Source organism: Gordonia polyisoprenivorans, assembly GCF_017654315.1.
GTDB lineage: Bacteria > Actinomycetota > Actinomycetes > Mycobacteriales > Mycobacteriaceae > Gordonia > Gordonia polyisoprenivorans_A.
The window spans coordinates 4,552,767-4,574,167 of the sequence record NZ_CP072203.1 but is presented as its reverse complement, the minus strand read 5'-3'; the positions used below and the strand labels follow the sequence as shown (position 1 = coordinate 4,574,167).

Here is a 21,401-nt window from a genome sequence, read left to right as displayed (position 1 = left end):
TATCGTGATGAGGGTCAGAATTCCGGCCAGTCGAGATCGAGGTTGTGTAGCCACGGCAGGAACGGGTCGGCGATGTAGCCGATGCCGTCTGTGATCGGAGTGGGGTCGGCATCGAGTGCTCGGACCGGGTCGGGGTCCGTGCCGAACAGCTCAGCCAGTTTGGTAGCGGCCGTTGGGCCCGTTACGACGCGGCCGGCCGCCTGGTCGTCGATGGCACCGTCGTCGGCCGGCAGGTAGGCGCGGTAGACGCACTCGGCATCGCCGTCGGTCAGTCGCGAGCCCGATACCGTCACCCCCCATTCGTCGCCGTCTTCGCACATCACCGCTCGTCCAGCGCCCATACCCGTGAACACCTCCGCGGCAGTGCCTGCCGCGACCGCCCCGTTGACCAGCAGCGTCACCCGAACCGACGAGTCGCCGGCATCGATCTCGATTTCGGTGTCATCGAGCGGGTTTCGCATCGGGAACGGCAGATGAGTACGCCGAGTGAACGTACGGCCCAACACCTCGCGGAACTGATCGGATAACCGCTGCGCCGCATCCTCATCCGGGACATCGGCGATGACGACGGTGCCGTAGGACTCATAGCGACACCTGCGGTTCCGGGAACACCACATCACCGATCGCTTCATCCGGAACTCCCAGCAACCGCAAGCTATCGGTGCGGGCCTCCCGGATCACTGTCTCGACCGCACCTCGATCACCACTGGCCACCGCAGCCCGCAACGCGGTGAAGTACTCCTGATAGGTACGCGGATTCTTCCGCGTCGACGCATACGGCATATTCGCCTCGAGGAAACGATCAGCTAATACCGCATCGATATCGTCGAGCAATTCGTCACGCGAACGCGACCCGCACACCACTCGCATCGACACCAACCATTGCAGTGCCGCACCTTCAAATGGGTCGATGTCGGAAGATTCCCAAGAGACTCGGACATCCTCCAGCTCGTTCATTTGCACCGGCAGGTCACTAGTGCGCCGCGAGAAACACTCATGCGTCACAGCCGTGATCCATTCGGCAACCATCTGAGGAGTCTGCATCTCTTCAAACGGTCGCGGGTAACTGTCGTTCGGCATGATGAAATGATCGCTAATCGTTGGCGGCCCGTCACCCGATTGCGAAGCGTGAGGTGGCCGGCCCAGGAACGTGTTGTAAGCGATGAGCCTGCCCAGGCGGGTGTCTTCGTAGCCGACAAACTGCAGCCACCAACCGACGGGCGCCCGAACCAACCGCGTCGAGGCGCCTTTGCCCGCGAGCACCCACTCCTCACCCAGAATCTCAGCAGCGCCGACGGCGAGTTCGCGCCAGCCTCTTGCTCCTATACCCGGCATAAGTCATCCTTGATATTCATTTTCGTTCATTCCCTTCGGAATTGACGCTCCCAGCCGTTCTACTGACCAAGTGAATGACGGTACGCCTCTAACAACTCTGACGGATCTTCTCCCAGATGCGGCCAGCAACATCGGGGATCGTACGGACTCGATACAACTCCGCTTGACCTGGCGGAAAGACCAGTGCTTCGTCTAGCGATTGAAACTTGTCAACAACCGCGTCCCCGGATTCGCGGTACTTGTCTGTCGGCGGTTCGTGCCACACGGAGTGATTGAGCATATGGACTGAGGTGATCAACGACGAGCGCCAGATAGCCGGCTGCCTGCTGAAGCTCCCGGATTGCCTATGTGCGGTAGTCTTCGAACTCCCACTTGCCTACGCGGGCAATCTTCTCGGCCACTTCAGTCCAGTCTTCCCCCTCGACGCCACAAACGTACTCATCGACGAACTTGTACGCGGCAGCGAGGTCGAGCCGACTCTGCAGCAGGATATGTCGGCCAATCAGTGGGCCGCCGGTCTCAAGCTCCGGCTTCAGTGAGTCGGGTGTGCACACGAGGATGTCGAAAGACTCCTCGCCGGGCTCCCCAGGAGGGCCGCACAGAATCCGCACCCAAACGGCATCACTATCGGGGTCTTGCGACTGATAAGTAGTGACGTCGACATTCGTGCTATACCAACTCTTTATTTCTGCCTTCAACCGTCATCCTCCGTTGATACTGAGGCGAACTGTTTCTCCGGAACTTCTAGATCATCTGGATAATTCATCGACTAGTGCAAGTCCTTCTCGAATACAGCTCCGCTCCTGGAACACACGTCCATGAGTCTCCTGATGTTGCATCCGGCGAGTTCCCGTACTTTCCGGCCTCGTTCGTTTGATGCTCTCGGAAGGCTCTCAACTAAACCCATGCCGATCAGAGCGCGGATCGTGAGGTTGTTTTCTGAGTACGCGGAGTCGAAAGCAGAGAGCACTTCGGATACACCTGCCGGATCAGTCTCCACGTTCCTATCGATCAGGATGCAGTGTCTGCAAGGATCATGTAAACCGGTACGTCGAGACCATCTTCTTCGAACTCTTCCTTTCGATTGAGAAATGCGTCATGAATCGGTCTGAACCGGCGAGCCATTTGTTCAATAAAGTCTAGCTGCTCGGCGTGGTCGGGATTGTCCGTCATCGAGGAGCTCCTGATCAGTTTGCTTGATTACCAGTTGCCGGCTCGGTAGAGCGAGGAATTGTCGACCGGACGGTGGTGTTGTGATCGTGCCTTGTCCCTGTCGAGAATTGTATTCATGGCGTTCGCTTTCTGTCGTTCATTGACATTTGTCGAAGTACGTCCCGGGCCGCTACCTCGACTGCCGGCCACCGCGGGTCGCGAACGTGTCCAGCGCCGTCGTTTGCATCGTAGGCCTCCACCACCGGATCGTATTCTACGAGTAGACGTTTAAAGGGCTCTTCCTAATTCAGAGTGCATTCAGGCTTTCTGCGAGTTGGCCGGAGTGGATGAGTGACCGCAAGATGTAGTGCTTGAGGTTGCGGAACCCGAGTGCGATACCCCGGAGGTGCTCGAGGCGCCCGTTGATGGCTTCGACGGGGCCGTTGGAGGCGCCGGTGTCGAAGTAGGCGAGGATCTCGGCACGTCGGGCCCACAACGACCGTCCGAGTTGCGCTACCTCGGCGAGGCCGGCGGGTAGGCCGGTATGGATACGTTTGAGCAGCTTGTACATCGCGATCTTCCCGTCCCGCTTGTTGGACTGGTCGTAAGCGTCGATCAGATCCTGATAGATCGCGTAGGTGATGGCCACCGCCACGTGCTCCTCCCGGGCGTCCAGGCCCGTGCGTAGGCGGGTTTTCTGGTTATCGGTGAGCAGCCCGATCCGGGTCAGCAGGGTGCGGCGGATGCCGTAGAGCGGATCCCCGCTGCGGCCTCGATGTCCGCACGTATCCTGTTGCACGCGTTGACGACACAGGGTGAGTTTCTCTGCGGCGAGGTGTACGACGTGGAAGGGGTCCATCACTGCCCGTGCCTTGTCGAGGGATTCGGCGGTGGCGGTGCGGTAGCCGGTGAACCCGTCCATCGTGACCACCCGGATACGGTCGCGGAACGCCGGATCACGCGCGTCGAGCCAGTCCTTCAACGCGGCTTTGGAGCACCCGGCGACCATATCCAACAACCGGGCCGGACCGGTACCGTCCACGATTGGGGTCAGGTCGACCAGTACCGTCACGAAACTCGGATCACCCTGGCCGCGAACATGTTTCCACTTGTGTTCATCCACGCCTAATACGCGGACGCCGGCCAGGCGTGCGGGTGCGGCGGCCAGCGTCTTCGCCGCCTCACACGCCAGGGTGTTGACGGTGTTCCAGCTCAACCCCACCGCGGCCGCCGCCGCGGTGACCGACATCTTGTCGCAGATCATCGACCGCATGATCCAGGTGGTGGTACGGCGGGTGACCTGCGCACGCGGGGCCACGATCGCGCCCACGTCGGCCCGGAACACCGACGTCGCGCAGGCGTCGTTGCCGCACGTGTAGCGGGGCACCGTCAGGTGCAGCCGGGTCGGATGCCCGACGATCGGCAGATCGGCGACCTCACGGTCGACATGATCACGCAACTGCCCGGCCTGCCCGCAGGACGGGCACATGTTCTTCGGGTCCAGGAGCTGGCAGAACAGGTGGGTACGGTCCTGGCCGTCGACGGCGGCATCGGTGATCGTCACCCCCAACTCGATGGTGCGGCAAATCGTGTCGGCAATAGCGCTACGCTGCGTCATGGGTCCTGTGAGTGTTCGGATGAGTGTGTAGGAGCTTTCATCTTCACACCACAGGACCCGCCCACATCACGCGGCTCACACCCGCAAATCCGACCTACATCTTGTGGTCGATAGAACCTGTTTCACGCACCGTCAATCCTGAAGAGCCGTTTAAAGGCTGTCACTTCGTCGCCGTAAATGGCAGCGCCAACCAAGTATTCCGGGTCTGGAAATACTACGTCTACATCGTAGAGTATTTCAATACACAACGAAGGAGGATACGACGTGTAGTGCTTCTCGTGGAGCCAGTAGTCAGTATCGCAGGCGTGCGCAATCATCTCCACCGCATCTCGCACGCGGCCCCGCATTTCTGGGTAGCGCACTGTCATGGAGTGTCCCATCGCTTCCGTTGACTGTCGACGGCGACCGGCAGTTCGTTTCACCTATTGTAATTGTGCAGTTGGATTTATCTGATATATCGGGGTATCACATCGTCCGCCATGAGTTCGCGGAGTAGATGATTCTGCAAACGCAAAATTCGAGTATTCCTAACCAAGTTCTATTCCAGGTCGAAATGGGCGCGGACTTCCGCCAAAGTCATGGAGTATGCACTGGCTTTCGCTTCTAATCGGGTTCTTAACAATACAATACGCCCTGTTGGCTGTAGAACTGTTCGTCCATGGGATATAGTCCGAGCCTCGCAGCATAATCCACGAGCATTTCCTCAGTGAAACGATCCTTTACCCGGCGCTTCTGGTACGCAGCCACATCCTCAAAGGGCAGGGCGGTGTCATATCCGGCTCTTCCGAATTCAGAGTGCGTCCAGTTGTTCTGCCAGTTGGCCGGAGTGGATGAGTGACCGCAAGATGTAGTGGGTGAGGTTGCGGAATCCGAGGGCGATGCCGCGAAGGTGTTCGAGGCGCCCGTTGATGGCTTCGACTGGGCCGTTGGAGGCGCCGGTGTCGAAGTAGGCCAAGATCTCGGCCCGTCGTGACCACAACGAACGCCCGAGTTGGGCCAGCTCTGATAGTCCGGCGGGCACGCCGGTCTTGATCTTCTTGAGCAGCTTGTACATTGCGATCTTGCTGTCCCGCTTGGTGGGTTGGTCGTAGGCATCGATCAGCTCCTGGTAGATCGCGTAGGTTACCGCAACGGCCACGTGTTCCTCGCGGGCATCGAGGCCACCGCGCAGCCGGGTCTTCTGCTTGTCGGTGAGCAACCCGATCCGGGTCAACAAGGTGCGACGGATGCCGTAGAGCGGATCCCCAGATCGACCGCGATGCCCACACGTATCTTGTTGCACGCGTTGACGACACAAGGTCAATTTCTCCGCTGCCAGATGCACGACGTGGAAGGGGTCCATCACCGCACGCGCCTTGTCGAGGGCTTCGGCAGTGGCGGTGCGATACCCGGTGAACCCGTCCATCGTGACCACCCGAATCCGGTCGCGGAACCCCTGATCCCGCGCGCCGAGCCAGTCTTTGAGCGCGGCTTTGGAGCGACCGGCGACCATATCCAGCAACCGGGCCGGGCCGGTTCCATCCACGATCGGGGTGAGATCGACCAGGACGGTCACGAAACTCGAATCCCCCTTGCCGCGAACGTGTTTCCACTTGTGCTCATCGACCCCGAGGACCCGCACACCGGCCAACCGGGCCGGTGCAGCAGCCAGCCTCTTGACCGCGGCCAGGGCGAGGGTGTTGACGGTGTTCCAGCTCAACCCGACCGCAGCTGCGACGGCCTTCACACTCATCTTGCCGCTGATCATCGCTCGCATGATCCAGGTGGTGGTGCGGCGGGTGACCTGCGCTCGTGGCGCGGCGATCGACGTGAGATCAGCCCGGAACACCGATGTCGCGCAGGCTGCGTTCACACATGTGTGGCGCGGAACCTGCACATGCAGCCGCGTGGGGTGACCCACGATCGGCAGATCGGCCAGCTCCAGATCGACATGATCACGCAACCGGCCCGGCCGCTCACACGCCGGGCAGCGGTCCTTCGGGTCCAGGAGCTGGCAAAACAGGTGGGTGCGGTCTTCGCCGTCGATGGCGGCGTCGGTGATGGTGACGCCGAGTTCGATCGTGCGGCAAATCGTGTCGGCAATAGCGCTACGCTGCGTCATGGGTCCTGTTGGTGTTCGGATGGGTGTGTGAGAGCTTTCATCTTCACACCACAGGACCCGCCACGAGCGCAGCGGCTCACCACCGAATCGGACCTACACCTAGTGGACTCGCACACCCATTCGGGCACTCTCAATCAGGAAGAGCCTCATATCCTCGTAGCAACGGTAGCCGATTCATCACTCGGATGCCGGGATAACGCCCGCTTCGACAGCGGCCGTGAGCGCCACGCATAGTAGGTTCTCGGGGAGATCGGTGCACCGTGCTCGGTGAGCACACGACAGATCTGAGCGACCCCGAACCGAGCACAATGCTCGGCGATGAACGCGCACACTACCGATGTCGCGGGTCGCTCTCCCGCGCGAAGAAAGACGTTGCCGCTTTGAGGATTTCGACTGTCTCCTCCAGCTCGGACACCTTGCGTTTGAGCGCCCGCACCTCCGCAGCCTCTTCCCGAGTCACCCCCGGCTTGTCCCCGGAATCGATCTCGTGTTGACGGACCCACTTCCGCAACGTCTCCGAGGTGATCTGCAACCGCTTCGCGGTCGCGGTGATCGCCGCCCACTCACTCGGATACTCCCCGCGATGCTCAACGACCAACCGCACAGCCTTGGCCCGCGTCGCCTCGTCGTACTTCTTCGGCATGATGCCAACCTTCCCTCACAAAGAGGTGCGCACCAAACCCGGGGATGTTCATACTCACCTGAATGGTGCTCCTCGACCTGGTCCGATTGATACCATCGCAAGTTCAATCATCCCAGGTCAGGGCACCATTCTCCTTTTATGACACGAAATCAGCATGAAAGCCCGAGGCTAACCCCACAGCTTCTGGATCATTCTGCGCTTCTCATCCTCTGGTGACGATGGATCGACTGCGAGAGCGCATAGAGCAAACCATCCTGCGTGCTTGAACGCCATTGGAGATGTCTCGTCAGTGTACGCAGCCCCCCAGACGGTGATACGTGCTGAACCGACCATGTCTTGCTGCTCCGCAAAGAGGTCACGCAGACAATCTTCACTTCTCGCTGGCAGCCCCAGATGTAGCGGATTCTTGCTGAAAGGGCTCGATATCTCCTCGCCATCACGAGAGTCTTCTGGTACGACTCGGAACTCTGTCAGTGCTGATTGGTCGTTTACCAGCTCGATTCCGATCATCGCGCGTTCCAGAATCCCGCCGAGTGGTACGTATGTCTCCACACGAACGGAGCGCGCGTCAAACGGAAGGAAACTCTTCGAGTGGAATCTGGAGGAAATGTTGCGATGTTCACGTACTAGCTTTCCCGGCAAGGTTGGACTATCCCCTTTGCCCTCCCAGCGAGCCTCTACCTTCATCCCGCCTCTGGTGATAATCATCCGTGATTCTCCCATGCGTCTAGCCAGTGCTTTCTGAAATAGTTCGAGAATTGTTCCAACACTTCTCTTGGATAATTCATGTACGGGGGGTGTGTCATGTTCGCAAGTTCGTGAGCATCGTCGTAAGACATCCCGCCGTCCATTAGTTCTTTCTCGGTGAGTTCATGGCGAAGGAAATTCTGCTGGCCCTCCGAGAGCGTTCCCCCATTGTTGAGGGTGTTGCGGATGGATTCTACTGTCGCCGGGTTGTAGGGGGCAGTCGGGTACATTTCACCTGCAACTTTGCCTCCCATTGACGGGCCCATGCCAAGCTCGGGTCGCGACAGGTGCTGCGCGACGGCGTCGATGTCGGCTGTGGTGAAGGTGGTGCGGACAGCGTTGTCGCGCACGACCTGCGGTGCATTGTCGGGGATGTCCGGCATCACGCCCCGCGGTCCCGAACTTGGTAGATCGTCGGGTGAGACTCCACCGAATCTGCGACCAGCGTTGGCGGCGCCCTCAGCGAGCGGAGCGACCGCGTCCGGCACTGCGGGTGCCACTCGAGCGAAGCCTTTACCTACTGCGCCGAGACCTTTGGCAGGCGCGACCGCGAGTAGGCCGGCCATGCCGAGTTCGCCGGCCGCTTCCCAGGGATCGGTGCTGAACTTGTGGAAGTCGACTCCGGTGATCGCTTGCAGCAGCGGGCCCTCACGGTCGGGCGGACTGTAGCTGTTGGTGCCCATTGTTGCCGCCCCCGCCATGGCGTCACCCATCTTGTTGGGCAGGTACATGATCACCGTTTTCGCGCTGCCACCCAACCCTTTCCACGCGTCGGCAGTACCGTACGGTCCGAGCCCGACCAACGACGTCGCCCCGTCCCAGGTGCCCTTGGCCATATTGCTGGCACCACCAACAAACTTTTGCGCCCAGTTGCGGGTATCGGGTGCTTCCTCGAACGAGGTTTGATGGCCCTGCGGGTCAAAGGTGGCGTAGCTGCCGTTGGTGTAGAAGATCGTACCTGAGCCGTCATCGTTGATCAGTTGTGTGGCCCAGTCACCGTTGTTATCGAGGTTGGTGACTGTTTTGGTACCGTCACTGTTCCAGCGTGTCGAGGTGGTGCCGTCGTTGAGCCATCCACTGATCGGTTTCCCGGTGTCACGGTCGATCTGGATACGACCGATCTGTTTGCCGTCGGCGTCGTAGACGTTGGCGTAGGTGCCACCATAATCCGGTTCGGTGAACACATACGTCTTCTGCCCGGTTGTCGGGTCAGTGGTGATCGAGGCGCGGTTGCCGTTGCCGTCGGTGAATGTCTCGACTTTCTGGCCCTGGGAGTTGGTGAACCAGCCATCACCGTTGTGGTCGAGTTGTCCGGTCACCGTGGTGTTTTGCCCGCCTGGCCCAGACTGGGTCAACGTGGTCGATCCGTCCCCGGAGGTGGTGGTGTGCTGCCAGGTTCCGTTGGATTGCTCGACACTGTTGACCTGGGTTTGCGATCCGTCGTCGTTGTTCACGGTGGTCGACGACTGGGTCATATCGGCAGTCTGGCCGTAGGTGGAGCGCGGCGTATCAGTACCCGGGTTCGCGCCGGCATCCCACGACGCACCGTACGGATTCTGGCCTGGCGCGTCCTGCGCCCGGTAGGCCGAACTGCCGTCGGAGTTGTTTGCCCACCGCTGGTAGCCGCCCTGACCGTTCGACACGACTAACTGATTCGAGGTGACGTTCCCCTGGGTATCGGTAAAGGTCTGCTGAACGCTCTGATCGCCATTACCTTGCGGAATGGTGTTGGTGATCGTGCCCGTCTGCTGCCCGGTTGTGGGATCGATGATCGGGGTCTGCCACGTCGACCCCTCCGGACGACCCTGGGCATCAGCCAAACCGATCGACCCAGGATCGCTCTCGTCCGGATCAGCCAGAATCGGATACAACGCGTTCGGTGCTGGTTCAACGTGCTGGACCAGGTCACCGTTCTCGTCGACGGTGTACCACGTCTTCTGTGGCCGGCCGAGACTGTCGTACGCCCACGGCTTCTTCACGTACGACACCGGATTCCCCGCAGCGTCATACACCGTGGCCGACCCGTCCGGATTGATCTCGGTATGCCCACCCGGCGGCACATTCATCCGGAAGTGATATGTCCGCGGACTCGTCTGATCATGAATCAACACCAGCCGCGACGACCCGACCTGCCCACGCGTCGACCCACCCCGCTCCAGCAACGACCAACTCCGCGGCCCCGTGGATCGACCACCCAACGCCGCGCGCCGCACCCGCGGATTCGCCGCGGCGAATGCCGCTGCACCCGCCACGACCCACGCCGCGAGCGGGATGTCGGGCTGCTTCGAGCCGGAATCCAGAGCATGGGGCGGGGTATCTGGTTCAGGGTTCGCAGTGACCGCGCCCGGTACCGTCGTCACCGCAGGAGCAGCGGTCGAGGGCACCACCGGTATCTGCCCGGTGCTGTCGCCTGGTGGTACCGGTTGCGGTGCTGTGGGTCGGACGCCGCCAGTGTTCGGGTTGGTCGGCCCGGAGCCGCCGTTTCCCGCGCGTGCAGGTGGTTGCGGGGCAGCTTGTCCGGGGACGGTGACGATGGGTGTGCCGTTGCCTTCGCCCGGTCCGGGCCCGATGTTGGAACCGACCTGCGGGCCACCCGATCCCGCACCATCGCCCCCGGTCGTGGGTGCCGGGGTGTTCGTGGTCGGTTGGAAGGTGTTGGTGGGCACCGAGATACACGGCCAGTTCGAGCCGTACTGGGCGCGCATCTGATCACACAATGCGTCCGCGTGTGCCGGAGCTGGTTCACTGCCGAGCGCAGCGACCGTGACCCCGCCACCGATCGCGAGGACAGCCGCGGCCAGCAGGCCGGCGCCGAGACGGCGGCGCGGGAGTCGGTGACACCCCCGACGAGGCTTCACCGTCACCGGCCGTTGTGGGTGATCTGCGTGTTGCTGGCTACTGGGAGTCATTTCTTGTTGCCCCACATCAGGGCTCCGAGGATCGCGTCCGCACCGGCCCAGAACCAGCGTCCGGCAATCGACATCACGAGAAAGAACACCAGGAACACCGGGATCACACCCCACCGGTCCGACCATTCACCAAGATTCGACAGGTTCGCCGCAGCCAACACCAAGAGCACGCAGCCGGCGAGGAACAACACCACCTTGAGCACCGGCACACCGCCGCCACCAGCCGCGTTATCAGGTTCGCTTTCGGCGTCGATTCCAGCGGACGAGCGCCCCGCATCATCGGATGCCGCGGGGAGTTCGGTGGTTACGGCGTCGGCATCGATGCGATGTGTGCCACCCGACACCGACGACGAAAAGGTAGGAGCAGTCATACGGGATCACAGCCCTTCAGTGAAAAGATTCAAAGTACAAGGAGAGAGTGAGAGAACGTCGTGCCTCACGCACCGCATACCGGGGCGGAGGTCAGTGCCGTCGGGTCACAGGTAGTGGGGTTTGCCGTACACGTTGATCGTGTTGTCGTTCAACGCTGTTGACACGCTCACGGTCACGTACGCGCGCAGGGCGACCGGCCCAAGACAGCCGTCGACCTTCACATGCACGCCGTCGACGGTGATGCCGGCTTTCCCGGTCTGCATCTTCTTCGACCCGAACGGGATATCGGCGATCGTGCCCGGCCGCAACGTCGTGGAGATGTTCGGGGTGACCGTCGCACCGATCACCACCGCCGGCGGATAGGAAATGTTCATCTGCGCCGACGGACCACCCGAGATCCCCACCGTGGCACCCGACGTCACATCAGTGTTGCAGCCGATCTGGAATCCGGCTGCGACAGTGCCCGCCTGCATCGGCACCGAACCCGACCCGGCGATGACACCCTCACCTTTGAGACTCAGGAAACCCTCTCTCGTCCACGGTGATTGGTTTAGGGGCGGTACCGACCGCACCTGCTCGTGCGACTTGATCGCCGAGACGACCCACCCGTCATCCGTGCGTTTGGTCGTCTGCTGATCAGCAAACGAACTCGGTGCAGCACCAGAGGTACCCGCCCCGATCACCGACGCAGCCACCGCCAGCGCCGCACACACGCCTGTCAGCCCTGATCGTCTCCGCACTTCATCGCTCACCGTGACACCACCCCCACCACACTAGTGCATCACAACAAAACTGCGATGCCAGATTATGAACTGTTCTCGAATACCCAAACACGACTCACAGAATTCGGCAATCTAAAGATCGCCATCGACTTCTTTGATCCTGCAAGTGTGCTGGTCGCAGCGACACGCGAGAGTTCCGGACCGGAAACAATCCCCAAGAATGGGGACACCGGAATCGGTCAGGCAAGGGTGGCAGGAGCCACGGACAGCCCGCTGGCCGCCGATCACCTGGGAGCCCGCCTACGATCGGCCCGCCACGAGCCGTGCGGAGTAGACAGCCCGCATCGCGGAACACGTCGACCCAGCATCCTCGCCGGCGACCTCAACGGCACTCCGCTCGACATCGACGAGGTCGATCCCGCCAGTCGGCCCAGATACAAGCCGCAGAATCACCCACCGAAGCCCGCTCGAACCCCGACGTCATCGAGAAGGGCGCAACCCTCTTCAGGCGAACCTACGGGGGTCACATTTGATCGCGCCCAAGCTCACCCCTGCAACGAAGAAACCTCTCCGACCGAAGTCGGAGAGGTTCCTCTCGAGTGGAGCTAAGGGGACTCGAACCCCTGACCCCCACACTGCCAGTGTGGTGCGCTACCAGCTGCGCCATAGCCCCGTATTCTGTTCTCTCGCCCCTCGAAATGGGCACTGGCGAAGTTACACCATCGCGTGAACGGTAAACAAATCGCCTTGTCAGCGTCGCGGTCTCGGAGGGCAGTGGTTCACTCGGTCTCCTTGGTGAGAATGGCCGTCAGCCACCCTGGTCCGTCGGTGATCCCGTTGACCGGCTCTCCGTTCAGCAACACCGTCGGGGTGCCCACTGCCGTGGTTTCCATGGCCTTCTCGAGTTGAGTGCGCGACTGTGCCGCAGCCTGCTTTGCCTCGGCGAGCTTGGCGCCGGTGGCGATGCACTGCTGCGTCGGGGGAGCGGCTCCCTGCGCGGCGGCGATTTGCGCCAGCTGGGCGTTGGAGTGGTCGGAGTCGCCGTTCTCCTTGGGCTGATCGACGAACAGCGCGGTGTGGAATCGGAAGAACAGCGCCGGGTCCTTGGCGTCACCGACACATTGCAGGGCTCCCGCGGCGCGTTCGGAGTAGTCACCCGACGCCGACCTCGAGTTGAGGAACGTCAGCATGTGATAGCGCACCCGGAGTTTGCCGGAATTGACGGCATCGATGATCGGCTGGCCGGACTGCTTCTCGAACTGCTGGCACACCGGGCAGAGGAAGTCCTCGAAAACATCGATGGTGGTCGGCGCGGCGGGTTCACCCACGATCAGCGCGGCGTTCTCGTTGAGCACGGTGTCGCTGACCGGCCCCAGGTCCTTCTTGTTCGCGTTCCAGACGAAGCCGAGGATGACCAGCGCCGCCACTGCCACCACAGCGACGCCGACAAGTACATAGGTCGCCTTGCTGGAGGTCGACCGGGGCTGATGGCCGGATGGCGTCGACGTGGCGGATTTCCGCGACGACGCGGCCGAGGGCTTCGCGCGCGAGGCGTTCGAGGTCTTGCGCCGCTCAGTCACGCACTCGACTGTAACGGGTGGTCACCAACGAGCGAGCCGAGCGTTCGGACAGGGCCGCGTCGAGCGTCGGCAGGCGTCGCTGCACGGCGGTATAGGGTTGGGTCAGTGAGCCGCTTCGAAGGCCTCGAGCACGTTGGCCGGAATACGGCCCCGGTCGCTGACCTCGAACCCGTTCTTGGTTGCCCACTTGCGGATGGCCTGCGTCTGCTCTTTGCTGCGGGTGCCCGCGCCGCTCGTGGCGCGCTTGGCGGCCGGATTGCGGGCCGAACCAGCGGTGCGCGACACCTCGATGTATCGGGCTACCGCGTCGCGGAATTGCTGAGCGTGGCGAGCCGAGGTGTCGAACTCGTAATCCTTGCCGTCGATCGACCAACGAACGGTCTCGTATTCGTCGAGAATCTTGCCGTCGATGTCGTCGACGATCTCGACCGATTGAACCTTTGCCATGTGGACCTCCAGAGCCTTCACTTCTGCCCGCCCTGAATGACGGCTGCCGGGCGTCACCGAAATGTCGGCACTGCCCAGAATGTGGGGGGCGTAGCCGTATGGTAGCCGGAATCGAATAAGAGAAACCTGAAAGAATCACTCACTCTACAGACGCCGAAAATCGGCGAAAAACGTGAAGGAATCCTCAGCTTGGTGGTGCGGGATTCGACGGTTCATCGGTGTCGGACGGACTGCCGCCGGCGTCGGTGGAGTCAGTGTCGTCAAGCCCGAGCAGCGACTGCGGTGCGCGCTCGTTCGCGTAGATCTTGCGATAACCCGTTGAGGTGACCGCGAATCCGGTATCGGAGGTCGACTCGAGGCAATACGTACCCGACGGGGAGACCAGACACTGGAATCGACCGACGGCGATCGTCGTCCCGAAGTCGACAATCGAACTGCGATAGAGCACCGGATACTCGTTGGAGCAGGCGCCGTGAGTGGGGCCGTCGGCGCTCAGGGTGATCAGGTTTGCTGCCCATTGACAGGTCGATGGCTCCGATGCCGGGGGAGTGCCGTTCGCAGTGGCGTTGTTGATGCGGCATGCCAAGGTGGCCCGCCCATTGGTGCCGGTGGAACAACTGAGGTTGCGGTCGGGGGTGGAGAAGTGAAATCCCGACGTTTCTTGCAGCGGATCCGTCGAGCCGGTGGCGCCGTCGTGATAATTGGAATTATCGGCGCGTGGTGCGAGCGAGACCACTCGGCCGATACTCCAATCCGGTAATTCCGTGGCGGTGTTGGTGATCGAGGCGGTCGTCGTCGACGTGCTCGGAACATCGGACTCGGTGGTCAGCTGATCGGTCGGCGGCAGCACGATCTGGGACGGACCGTTGCCGCCCGACAGCGAGCATGCTGTCACTCCGGCGCCGAGGAGGACGATCCCGATCGCGGCCAGTGATATCGACACGCGGCGCGACCATCGCGATCCGTACCCTTGCACTGTGTCGACCCCCAAGATCGTCCTGTTCTACGTGTTCACCCCGTTGCCCGACCCTGAGGCGATCCGGCTGTGGCAGCAGGCCGTGTGTTCCTCTCTCGGGTTGCGCGGCAGGATCATCCTGTCACGGCACGGCATCAACAGCACCGTCGGCGGAGACCTCGCCGCAGTGAAACGGTACGTCAGGGCCACCCGCGAATACCCCCCGTTCGCCCAAGCCGACATCAAGTGGTCGGAGGGCGCCGGCGACGACTTCCCGCGGTTGTCGGTGCGCGTGCGACCGGAGATCGTCACCTTCGGCGCGCCTGAGGAACTGAAGGTCGATGAGTCCGGCGTGATCGGTGGCGGTGACCGGCTGACCCCCCGCGATCTGCACCAACTCGTCGAGCAGCGCGGCGACGACGTCGTCTTCCTCGACGGCCGCAACCGCATCGAATCGGAAATCGGCAGATTCGCCGGCGCGCTCACCCCGCCGGTGGAGACCACCCGCGACTTCGTGCCGCTGCTCGACAGCGGCGCCTACGACCACCTCAAGAACCGTCCGGTGGTCACCTACTGCACCGGCGGGGTGCGGTGCGAGGTGCTCACCGCGCTCATGCGCAACCGCGGATTCGAGGAGGTCTATCAGCTCGATGGCGGGATCGTCCGCTACGGCGAGGAGTTCGGTGACGACGGACTCTGGCAGGGCTCGCTCTACGTGTTCGACAACCGGATGAACGTCGCATTCTCCGACCATGCCGACGTGATCGCGGCGTGCGTCGAATGCGGATCGGCGACAAGCAATGTGGCCAACCATCCCGATCGGCTCGGCCGCGACCTCGCGGTCATCTGCGCCGACTGTCTCGCCGCCGCGGGTGTCACCGGGTCGGGTGATCCCTCACCGTCGGTGACGCCGCGATGAGCCGGGTAGGCGTTCCCGTCGTCGTGGTCGCCGGATTCCTCGGGTCGGGCAAGACAACGCTGCTCAATCACCTGCTGCGGGAGGGCGGTCGCGATGGTTCCGTCGGCGCGCGAATCGGGGTGTTGGTCAACGACTTCGGAGCGGTGAACATCGATGCCATGTTGGTCGCCGGGCAGGCCGACGGTGCGGTGAGCCTCGCCAACGGGTGCATGTGCTGCTCGGTCGACCGAGACGGACTCGACGCCGCGCTGTCGACTCTCCTGCGGCCGTCGGCCCGTATCGACGCCATCGTCATCGAGGCCAGCGGCATCGCCGAACCACGAGCACTGATCCGCATGGTCACCGGCTCCGACGATCCCCGGATGCGGTACGGGGGACTGGTCTACGTCGTCGATGCGGCGATGTTCGCCCGCACCCGACACGAGCACCCGGAGATCGACCTGCACATCGCCGTCGCCGATCTGGTGGTGCTCAACAAGATCGACCTCGTCGAGCCCGAGGCACTCGACAACATCAGAATCGTCCTGCGTGAGCTCAACCCGACCGCGGCACAGATCTCGGTGATCGACGCCCGGGTCGACCCGGCGATGCTGTTCGATCCGGTCGTCGCGCCGGATGCCGACGCACCGGATAGTGCCGGCGACGACGCAGGACCGGTGCAGCTCACCCTCGATGCGCTGTTTCATGATCCCGGACGCCGTGACTCCGAACCCCTGGATTGCGGCACCGCTGATGAGCACGACCATGACCACGGACACCATCACGGGCCGGGGGCACACTGTCACCGACACCTGCATGACGAGTTCACCTCGGTCGAGTTCACCTCGACCGCGCCGATGGACCCGCGCCGGCTCGCGCGATTCCTCGAGCGGCCGCCGGTCGGTTGCTATCGGATCAAAGGGGTCGCGCACTTCGACCTGCCGGGGCATCGGCAGCGCCACATCGTGCACGGGGTCGGCGGCTTCGTCGAGGTGCGTCGCGACTCGTGGGCCGGCCAGGCCAGGCAGACCAGCATCGTCGCGATCGGAACGGGGATCGACCGTGACGAGGTCCTCAGCGTCTTGACCGCGGCCGTCGCCGACGACGCCACCGCCGACGACGAACACGGCATCCTGCACATCACCCGACACTTGCCCGCGCGCTGACCTGCGCCGACCCCGGGTCGCCCAGGCTGGGCTGACTTCCGTGTCTCGATCCCGTGCCCGTCACGTCACAGCTGGCTAACGAATCCGATCTGCCCAGGTCACCGATTTCCGCATCGCACCCGCGACTGTTTGACTGTGTGAAAGCTGTGGCTATTGTGGCCAGTGTTGCTGCTTTGACTTGGGGTGGCGACGACCGAAACGACGACGCTGAGGATGTGCGAACATGTCGATCGCCCGGAGACGAGGCTCGCGAGCGCGACTCGCGATCACGGCTACGGCCGTCGCCCTGCTGACGGGGTCGGCGGTGCTCACCGCCACCACCGGAAGTGCACCCGCATCGGCCGCACCGGCCACGGGCACCAGCCTTGCGGGCAAGACGGTCTTCCTCGACCCCGGTCATCAGGGCGGCGCGGCCGGCCACGACCTGGCCAAGCAGGTTCCCGACGGACGCGGCGGCACCAAGGACTGCCAGACGACCGGCGCGACCGGGGTGAACGGCGTGGCCGAGCACACCGTCAACTGGGACGTCGCGCAGCTGGTGAAGGCCGGACTCGAGAGTCAGGGCGCGCGGGTGGTGCTGAGCCGACCCGACGACACCGGCTGGGGCGGTTGCGTCGACGAGCGCGCCGCCGCGGCGAGCCGGTCGGGAGCGGCCATCGCGGTCAGCCTGCACGCGGATTCGACCACCACCGGTACGGATACGACCAAAAAGGGCTTCCACATGATCGTGCCGACGCTGCCGATCCCGGATGCGACGGTCAATCAGGTACAGGGCGGCGAAGGCCTCAAGGCGTCGACGATCATGCGTGACGCCTTCCTCAAGGCGGGCTTCCCGGCCGCCAATTACGCCGGGGTGAACGACGGAATCCAGACCCGCTCGGATATCGCCGCGGTGAACCTCACCAAGGTTCCGGCAGTCTTCATCGAAATGGGCAACCTTTCCAACCCGCAGGAGGCCGCCGCGCTGGCCGCCCGTGACGGTCAGGTCAAGTACTCGATGGCCATCACCGACGGGATCATCAACTACGTCAAGGGCTCTGCGGCCGCCACGATCCCCGGCGTCAGCAACCCCGGTGCCACCACGCCCGGTACGACGACCCCGGGTTCCACGACCCCGGGAACGACGACGCCGGGAACGACGACCCCGCAGTCCGGTGACGACGACGAACTGTCGGCGGTCCTGCCGTTCATCCAGCAACTGCTCGGCACCAAGGATCCCGCGGAGATCATGCGGTTGATGCTCACCGAGGGTCAGGACGCGTCGGCGCAGGTGCTCAATGCCATGCTCGAGATCGTCTACGGCCTGTTCGACGGAAAGCTACCGATCGGCTGAGTGTCCTCGACAGTCGGATTAGGGTCGAGGTCATGTCATTACGCGATCTGATCAGAATGGACCCGCCGGTTCCCACCCTGCGCGGACGCCGGGTGTTGATCACCGGGGCGGCCAGCGGAATCGGCTTGGCCACGGCGCTCGCCGCGGCACGTGATGGCGCCGAACTCGTGCTCACCGACCTGCACGCCGACAAGCTCGACGAGGCGGTGACCACCGTCACCGAGGCCGGCGGGCACGTCGCCTTCCATTCTGCGGGCGACGTCTCCGACTACAAGTGGGTCCGCAGCTTTGCCCATGAGGTCGACTCCGAGGTCGGCGTGATGGACGTGGTGATGAACATCGCCGGTATCTCGGTCTGGGGCACCGTGGAGAACCTCGAGCACCGGCATTGGCGATCGGCTGTCGACGTCAACCTGATGGGTCCGATTCACATCATCGAATGCTTTGTCCCGCAGATGGTTCGGCGAGGACACGGCGGACACCTGGTGAATGTGTCGTCGGCCGCGGGACTGTTGGCCTTTCCCTGGCATGCCGCCTACAGCGCATCGAAGTTCGGCATCCGCGGGGTCTCGGAAGTACTGCGATTCGACCTGCGTCGTCATCACATCGGGGTGTCACTGGTTTGCCCGGGTGCGGTCGCCACCCCCTTGGTCAACAGCGTGGAGATCGTCGGCATCGATCGCAGCGACCCGCGGGTGGCCAGGCAGATCGATGCATTCCATCGCGTCTCGGTCACCCCCGACACCGCTGCCGCCGCGATCATCAAGGGGGTCAAGAAGAATCGGTTCATGGTCTACACCTCCTTCGACATCCGGTTCGGGTATTGGTGGGCACGCAAGTTCGCGTTGCCCTACGAGATCGTCATGCGGATCGCCAACGATCGATTTGCGCACCTCGCCCGGATCAGTGCGGTGTCGCAGGTGGACCCCGTGCCGGCCGACCCCGATGCCGCGCGAGAGCGGTAACTCCTTGGGCGAGAACGTCTTCCGCAAGACCCGCCGTGGCGCCGATCCGGATTTCTTCGCGGCCGAGGCCGCCGGTCTGCGGTGGCTGGCCGAGGCCGGAGCACCCGTCGTCGAGGTCATCGCGGTGTGGGACAGCGGAATCGAGCTGCAGCGTTTGGACTCCGCGGTCCCCGACGCCGACGCCGCACGTGAATACGGCGCCGCTCTGGCGCGCATGCATGACGCGGGCGCCGACTCGTTCGGGGCGCCGCCCGCGGGATACCACGGACGACAGTTCATCGGCGAACGGCCACTGAGTTCACGCACCCACGCGAGTTGGGGCGCCTTCTACGCCGCCGAACGCGTCGAGCCCTACCTCGAACCCGCGCGCCGCGCCGGATATCTCACCGCCGACGACGAGGCACTGACCCGCTCGGCCTGTGCGGCCATCGCCGACGGCGTCTTCGACGACGACGAGCCACCGAGCCGGCTGCACGGGGACCTGTGGAGCGGCAACGTGATGTGGACACCCGACGGTGTGGTGATGATCGATCCGGCCGCCCACGGCGGCCACCGCGAGGCCGACCTGGCGATGCTCGCGCTGTTCGGCTGTCCGCACCTCGACGCCATCGTCTCCGCCTACGACCAGATCCACCCATTGGCAGCCGGGTGGCGCGACCGAATCCCGCTGCACCAACTGCATCCGCTGGCCGTGCACGCCGCGGGCCACGGACCCTCCTACGGTTCGGCGCTGGGGCGGGCGGCACAGGCAACCCTCGCGCTCACCCGCTGAGAGGCGCTGACGGACAATCATCGGATGCACGCAGATTCCTCGTCGTCCGATCCCGGGATACTGGTCGTCTCCGCGACCCGGTCGGAGGCACGCCACATCCCCGACGGCACCCGGCTCCTGGTCACCGGCATCGGAAAAGTCGCCGCGTCGGTCGCGCTGACCCGGGAACTGAGCACCGGCCCCGCGGTGACACGCATCGTCAACATCGGGACCGCCGGCGCGCTGCACGACCACCATCTGCCGGTCGGTCACGAGGGGCTGTTCGTACCGTCGGCCGTCGTCGAACACGACATCAGCAGCACCGAATTGCGGGCGATGGGTTACCCGGTCGTCGACCGATGGGAGTTGCCGGACGGCGACGGCACCGTGCTTGCCACCGGCGACACCTTCGTCGCCGACCCGGTCCGACGCGCCGAACTGGCCGCCGGCGCCGATCTCGTCGACATGGAGGGTGCGGCGATTGCCCATGTGGCGGCTGCGTTCGGGGTGCCCTGCCGGCTGGTGAAGGTGGTTACCGACGGCGCCGACGAAGGGGCGATGGACTGGCCGTCACTCGTCGACGAGGCGGCCCGCACGCTCGGGCGGTGGGTGTCCGAGCACCTCACCGTGTAGGAGGTGCGCCGTCGGCGAAACGCGCCGAGGCGGCGGTCAGGAGCGGTTGCGTGAGCGCGTCGACTGGTAGGCCGCGGCAGCGCCGGACTCGTAGCGGTCGAGGTCCGCGGCCGCCGAGCGGGCGCGCGGGCGCGGTCGGTCGGTCTGATCCGTGGGAATGCGTGTGGTCTCCTCGGAGGCGACGGGGACCGGTCGTGCGGTGGTTCGGCCGGCATCGCCGGCACGACGACGCGGTGCCTCCGGTGACTCCGTGGCCTTGCGGGCTGCGTCGCCCGCACGTGCTCGCCGGGGACGCGCCCGACCCGGATCGTCGGCGGCGGTGGCTGCGGCGCCGACCACCGATGCGCTTGCGCGGGACTTCGACGCGGTGCTGCGGGCCTCGGCGTCTTTCTTTCGGGCCGTGCGGGTGCTCGACGAGGTGCTCGTGGCACCACTGGCACCGCGCGACGAACTCGTTCGAGTGGTCGCCGCGCGGCTGCTCGACGAAGTGGCGGTCTCTGTTCGACGAGTACGCGCTGCCTTGTCGCCGTCACCGCGTGCGCCGGAGGTGCGGGCGCCCTTCTCACGAGTGCTCGTGGATGCGCGTCGTTTGGCCGGCGGCTTGTTGTTCTTGCCGCCCCGGAGTTTCGCGTTCCAGCCTTCGGGCCGGGTCAGCACCCAACGGAGCAGAACCAGCACGAGCGTCACCACGAACGTGACAGCCATCCACGGGAAGTTGGCGGCGATCGGCAACAGCACCTTGAGCACCAAGGACTTGAGACCGGATGCGTTGCCGGCATTGAGGCTGTAGAGCGCCAGCACGCCGACGCAGAATGCGATCAGCGGCGGCTGCGCGGCCGCGGTGAACAACGCCCGACGACGAACGGCGAGCGCGGCCAGGCAGCACCCGACCAGCAGGCAGAAATTGAACACCGCGCCGAGGTTGCCGTGATTCTTGGCGTCCATGATCGCGCCGACCGCGGTCAGCGCTGTCGCGATGAGGACGGCACCCCACCAGGGCACCCCACGGACGGTCGGCAGCACCGACTGCTGGTCCAGTGGCACCGCGGAAGAGCTTCGTTGCGGAAAGGGCAC

20 protein-coding genes, 1 tRNA gene and 1 pseudogene are annotated in these 21,401 nt (G+C 63.7%); 6 read left to right on the top strand and 16 right to left on the bottom strand.

Going from position 1 to position 21,401, the window contains the following annotated elements; genetic code table 11:
• Nucleotides 1-14 precede the first annotated feature (14 nt).
• The 15 genes and pseudogenes from J6U32_RS20720 to J6U32_RS20650 all read right to left on the bottom strand — a co-directional run bounded on the left by J6U32_RS20720 (nt 15) and on the right by J6U32_RS20650 (nt 14,569).
• Nucleotides 15-632, bottom strand: coding sequence for a hypothetical protein (locus J6U32_RS20720; RefSeq protein WP_208791950.1), 618 nt, complete (start codon nt 630-632; stop codon nt 15-17).
• Complete coding sequence (locus tag J6U32_RS20715) at nt 583-1,335, bottom strand: hypothetical protein (RefSeq protein WP_208791949.1); 753 nt, start codon at nt 1,333-1,335, stop codon at nt 583-585. Before J6U32_RS20715 ends, J6U32_RS20720 begins: the two co-directional genes overlap by 50 nt.
• A 344-nt stretch (nt 1,336-1,679) precedes the next feature.
• Entirely contained in the window at nt 1,680-2,033 is a 354-nt protein-coding gene (locus tag J6U32_RS27895) for an Imm8 family immunity protein (protein WP_208791948.1), read from the bottom strand.
• Between the two features lie 313 nt (nt 2,034-2,346).
• Complete coding sequence (locus J6U32_RS20705; protein ID WP_208791947.1) at nt 2,347-2,508, bottom strand: hypothetical protein; 162 nt, start codon at nt 2,506-2,508, stop codon at nt 2,347-2,349.
• 286 nt (nt 2,509-2,794) lie between these two features.
• Nucleotides 2,795-4,105 (bottom strand): ISL3 family transposase, encoded by a 1,311-nt coding sequence (locus J6U32_RS20700; protein ID WP_208791946.1) that lies wholly within the window; start codon nt 4,103-4,105, stop codon nt 2,795-2,797.
• Nucleotides 4,106-4,227: 122 nt separating this feature from the next.
• Nucleotides 4,228-4,473, bottom strand: a complete 246-nt coding sequence (locus tag J6U32_RS20695) for a hypothetical protein (protein ID WP_208791945.1) — start codon at nt 4,471-4,473, stop codon at nt 4,228-4,230.
• Nucleotides 4,474-4,895: 422 nt separating this feature from the next.
• Nucleotides 4,896-6,206 (bottom strand): ISL3 family transposase, encoded by a 1,311-nt coding sequence (locus J6U32_RS20690; RefSeq protein ID WP_208791944.1) that lies wholly within the window; start codon nt 6,204-6,206, stop codon nt 4,896-4,898.
• 194 nt (nt 6,207-6,400) lie between these two features.
• Nucleotides 6,401-6,849: pseudogene (locus J6U32_RS20685) on the bottom strand (transposase); the annotation flags it as partial.
• A 704-nt stretch (nt 6,850-7,553) separates the two neighbouring features.
• Entirely contained in the window at nt 7,554-9,956 is a 2,403-nt protein-coding gene (locus tag J6U32_RS20680) for a hypothetical protein (protein WP_208791942.1), read from the bottom strand.
• A 545-nt stretch (nt 9,957-10,501) separates the two neighbouring features.
• Nucleotides 10,502-10,876 (bottom strand): hypothetical protein, encoded by a 375-nt coding sequence (locus tag J6U32_RS20675; protein ID WP_244332225.1) that lies wholly within the window; start codon nt 10,874-10,876, stop codon nt 10,502-10,504.
• A gap of 105 nt (nt 10,877-10,981) precedes the next feature.
• Nucleotides 10,982-11,629 carry an MspA family porin gene (locus J6U32_RS20670; RefSeq protein WP_244332223.1) on the bottom strand — a complete coding sequence of 216 codons (648 nt, stop codon included), beginning with the start codon at nt 11,627-11,629 and terminating at the stop codon, nt 10,982-10,984.
• Nucleotides 11,630-12,199: 570 nt separating this feature from the next.
• Nucleotides 12,200-12,272 (bottom strand) — tRNA-Ala (locus J6U32_RS20665).
• 106 nt (nt 12,273-12,378) lie between these two features.
• Nucleotides 12,379-13,179 (bottom strand): DsbA family protein, encoded by an 801-nt coding sequence (locus tag J6U32_RS20660; protein WP_238534722.1) that lies wholly within the window; start codon nt 13,177-13,179, stop codon nt 12,379-12,381.
• 102 nt (nt 13,180-13,281) lie between these two features.
• Nucleotides 13,282-13,626: a histone-like nucleoid-structuring protein Lsr2 gene (locus J6U32_RS20655; RefSeq protein WP_026919984.1), complete on the bottom strand. Its 345-nt coding sequence runs from the start codon at nt 13,624-13,626 to the stop codon at nt 13,282-13,284.
• Between the two features lie 184 nt (nt 13,627-13,810).
• A complete protein-coding gene (locus J6U32_RS20650) occupies nt 13,811-14,569 on the bottom strand; it encodes a hypothetical protein (RefSeq protein ID WP_244332221.1) in 759 nt (252 codons plus the stop codon).
• Between the two features lie 34 nt (nt 14,570-14,603).
• Here J6U32_RS20650 and J6U32_RS20645 point away from each other — a divergent pair, with 34 nt between their 5' ends.
• From J6U32_RS20645 to J6U32_RS20620, 6 genes are all read left to right on the top strand, one after another.
• Nucleotides 14,604-15,500, top strand: coding sequence for a rhodanese-related sulfurtransferase (locus J6U32_RS20645; protein WP_208791940.1), 897 nt, complete (start codon nt 14,604-14,606; stop codon nt 15,498-15,500).
• Nucleotides 15,497-16,645 (top strand): CobW family GTP-binding protein, encoded by a 1,149-nt coding sequence (locus J6U32_RS20640; protein WP_208791939.1) that lies wholly within the window; start codon nt 15,497-15,499, stop codon nt 16,643-16,645. Before J6U32_RS20645 ends, J6U32_RS20640 begins: the two co-directional genes overlap by 4 nt.
• Before the next feature lie 223 nt (nt 16,646-16,868).
• Complete coding sequence (locus J6U32_RS20635) at nt 16,869-17,978, top strand: N-acetylmuramoyl-L-alanine amidase (protein ID WP_208791938.1); 1,110 nt, start codon at nt 16,869-16,871, stop codon at nt 17,976-17,978.
• A gap of 32 nt (nt 17,979-18,010) precedes the next feature.
• Nucleotides 18,011-18,943, top strand: coding sequence for an SDR family oxidoreductase (locus tag J6U32_RS20630; protein WP_208791937.1), 933 nt, complete (start codon nt 18,011-18,013; stop codon nt 18,941-18,943).
• On the top strand, nt 18,924-19,715 hold the full coding sequence (locus J6U32_RS20625; protein ID WP_244332219.1) for a fructosamine kinase family protein: 792 nt from the start codon (nt 18,924-18,926) through the stop codon (nt 19,713-19,715). Before J6U32_RS20630 ends, J6U32_RS20625 begins: the two co-directional genes overlap by 20 nt.
• A 24-nt stretch (nt 19,716-19,739) precedes the next feature.
• Entirely contained in the window at nt 19,740-20,327 is a 588-nt protein-coding gene (locus tag J6U32_RS20620) for a nucleosidase (RefSeq protein ID WP_208791935.1), read from the top strand.
• 36 nt (nt 20,328-20,363) lie between these two features.
• On the opposite strand, the gene J6U32_RS20615 is transcribed toward J6U32_RS20620, so the two are convergent.
• A complete protein-coding gene (locus tag J6U32_RS20615) occupies nt 20,364-21,371 on the bottom strand; it encodes a DUF6542 domain-containing protein (protein WP_208791934.1) in 1,008 nt (335 codons plus the stop codon).
• Nucleotides 21,372-21,401: the final 30 nt, after the last annotated feature.

Bases quoted from the DNA above. Each gene is read 5' to 3' on its own strand.
- J6U32_RS20720 (WP_208791950.1), bottom strand. From the start codon at position 632: ATGAAGCGATCGGTGATGTGGTGTTCCCGGAACCGCAGGTGTCGCTAT.
- J6U32_RS20715 (WP_208791949.1), bottom strand. From the start codon at position 1,335: ATGCCGGGTATAGGAGCAAGAGGCTGGCGCGAACTCGCCGTCGGCGCT.
- J6U32_RS20705 (WP_208791947.1), bottom strand. From the start codon at position 2,508: ATGACGGACAATCCCGACCACGCCGAGCAGCTAGACTTTATTGAACAA.
- J6U32_RS20700 (WP_208791946.1), bottom strand. From the start codon at position 4,105: ATGACGCAGCGTAGCGCTATTGCCGACACGATTTGCCGCACCATCGAG.
- J6U32_RS20695 (WP_208791945.1), bottom strand. From the start codon at position 4,473: ATGACAGTGCGCTACCCAGAAATGCGGGGCCGCGTGCGAGATGCGGTG.
- J6U32_RS20690 (WP_208791944.1), bottom strand. From the start codon at position 6,206: ATGACGCAGCGTAGCGCTATTGCCGACACGATTTGCCGCACGATCGAA.
- J6U32_RS20675 (WP_244332225.1), bottom strand. From the start codon at position 10,876: ATGACTGCTCCTACCTTTTCGTCGTCGGTGTCGGGTGGCACACATCGC.
- J6U32_RS20655 (WP_026919984.1), bottom strand. From the start codon at position 13,626: ATGGCAAAGGTTCAATCGGTCGAGATCGTCGACGACATCGACGGCAAG.
- J6U32_RS20640 (WP_208791939.1), top strand. From the start codon at position 15,497: ATGAGCCGGGTAGGCGTTCCCGTCGTCGTGGTCGCCGGATTCCTCGGG.
- J6U32_RS20635 (WP_208791938.1), top strand. From the start codon at position 16,869: ATGTCGATCGCCCGGAGACGAGGCTCGCGAGCGCGACTCGCGATCACG.
- J6U32_RS20630 (WP_208791937.1), top strand. From the start codon at position 18,011: ATGTCATTACGCGATCTGATCAGAATGGACCCGCCGGTTCCCACCCTG.
- J6U32_RS20625 (WP_244332219.1), top strand. From the start codon at position 18,924: ATGCCGCGCGAGAGCGGTAACTCCTTGGGCGAGAACGTCTTCCGCAAG.
- J6U32_RS20620 (WP_208791935.1), top strand. From the start codon at position 19,740: ATGCACGCAGATTCCTCGTCGTCCGATCCCGGGATACTGGTCGTCTCC.